Raw genomic sequence first — 1,464 nt, forward strand, 5'->3', positions numbered from 1 at the left:
GAATGCGCGGCATAAGCCTTTGCAATGCCGTCCGCGCGATCGCTCCGCAGCACCTGCTCTGCGGCCGCGACAGCTGACTTGGGTCCCTGATCTACAGGTTCCAAACCTTGCACAAGACGTTGGATATGAAGCCATGCTAGCAAGCCCGCTGCGGAGGCGTATTCCGGATCTCGATCCAAAGCCAGTTTTGTCAGTCGTATTGCCTCTATGTTGTCTTGGTCAGTCAGCAAGTGGAAATGTGATAAAGCTCGGAGGTAGAGCTCGTATGCCTGTAAGTCCTTGGTGGGTTTTGCACGCGCACGATTTGTTTCAGCGTGCCGCACCGATGGTTCAATAGCTGTAACTACGTCTTCGGTGACTTGATCTTGAAGATCAAAGATGTCGTCGAGCACACCGTCAAAGCGGTCCGCCCACAAATGGCTCCCATTTTCGGTATCTATGAGCTGTCCCGTGATGCGGACGCGCTGCCCGGAACGCCGAACGGAGCCTTCCAGTACATACCGAACCCCTAAGTCGCGGCCCACGTCGCGGATGTCCGTGCTTTTCCCCTTATAAGCAAAAGAAGAGTTTCGTGCGACGACCATCAACCAACGAAACCGAGATAGCTCAGTTATGATGTCTTCCGTTATGCCATCGGCAAAGAACTCCTGCTCCGGATCACCCGACATATTGTCGAATGGGAGCACTGCGATTCCCGGCCTCACATCCGCTTTGATCGCGAGATTGGCTTTCGTACCCTTTGGCCAACACCAGATTCCAACATGCCGCGTGATGTTTTTCAGTTCGGTTTGCTCTCCGCCGTCGAATAATCCCGCATCGTTACGGTCAAGGCTGTTATGTGACATATCTGAAAAGAGCACTTGTCCCGGCTTCGCGAGAGCCTCCAGACGCGCCGCAACATTGATGCCGTCGCCGAAAATGTCATCGCCATCGGTTACAACTTCCCCTGTGTGAACCCCGATGCGCAGTTTGATGTGGTCAGGTTTGTGGGCGGACTGAACTGCAATCGCGCAAGCTGCTGCTTCAGATGGTGATTGAAACTCGACGATCCAGCCGTCGCCCAGGCTTTTGATCAGTGAACCATTGGTATCTTCCACGATCGGGAGAAACGTGTCCTCGCGGAAGGTCTTTAATGCAGCGACTGTGCCAGTACGGTCCTGATCCATCAGCGCGGAATAGCCCACAATGTCGGCGGCCAATACCGTCGTGAGACGTCTTCCCATTCACCCCTCCTCTTTGCAATGAAGTTAGCTCGGTGGGTTGCTTCTGTCAGCCCATTCGTCAGATTTTGAAAAGCCTTAATGAATAGAAAGCACAGGTACAGGCATACACGCACAACTAAAAAGGTAATGCTCAAATACCTGTCGCGCATTCAGCAAACGGTCACCTTCATATCCGCGGACTTAGTTACTTGCGTTTCTTTAGCTGCCAATGTTCGTGGCAAAGCAATTCCGCTTTGGGCTC

At 53.0% G+C, this 1,464-nt stretch carries 1 protein-coding gene; it reads right to left on the reverse strand.

Annotated features, from left to right (window positions below; genetic code table 11):
* On the reverse strand, positions 1 to 1,223 hold a 1,223-nt coding region (locus tag AC2FIO_RS22800), incomplete at its 3' end, for an adenylate/guanylate cyclase domain-containing protein (protein WP_496700167.1).
* Between the last annotated feature and the right edge of the window lie 241 nt (positions 1,224 to 1,464).

The sequence above is a fragment of the Ruegeria sp. CDSB086 genome (genome assembly GCF_059611065.1).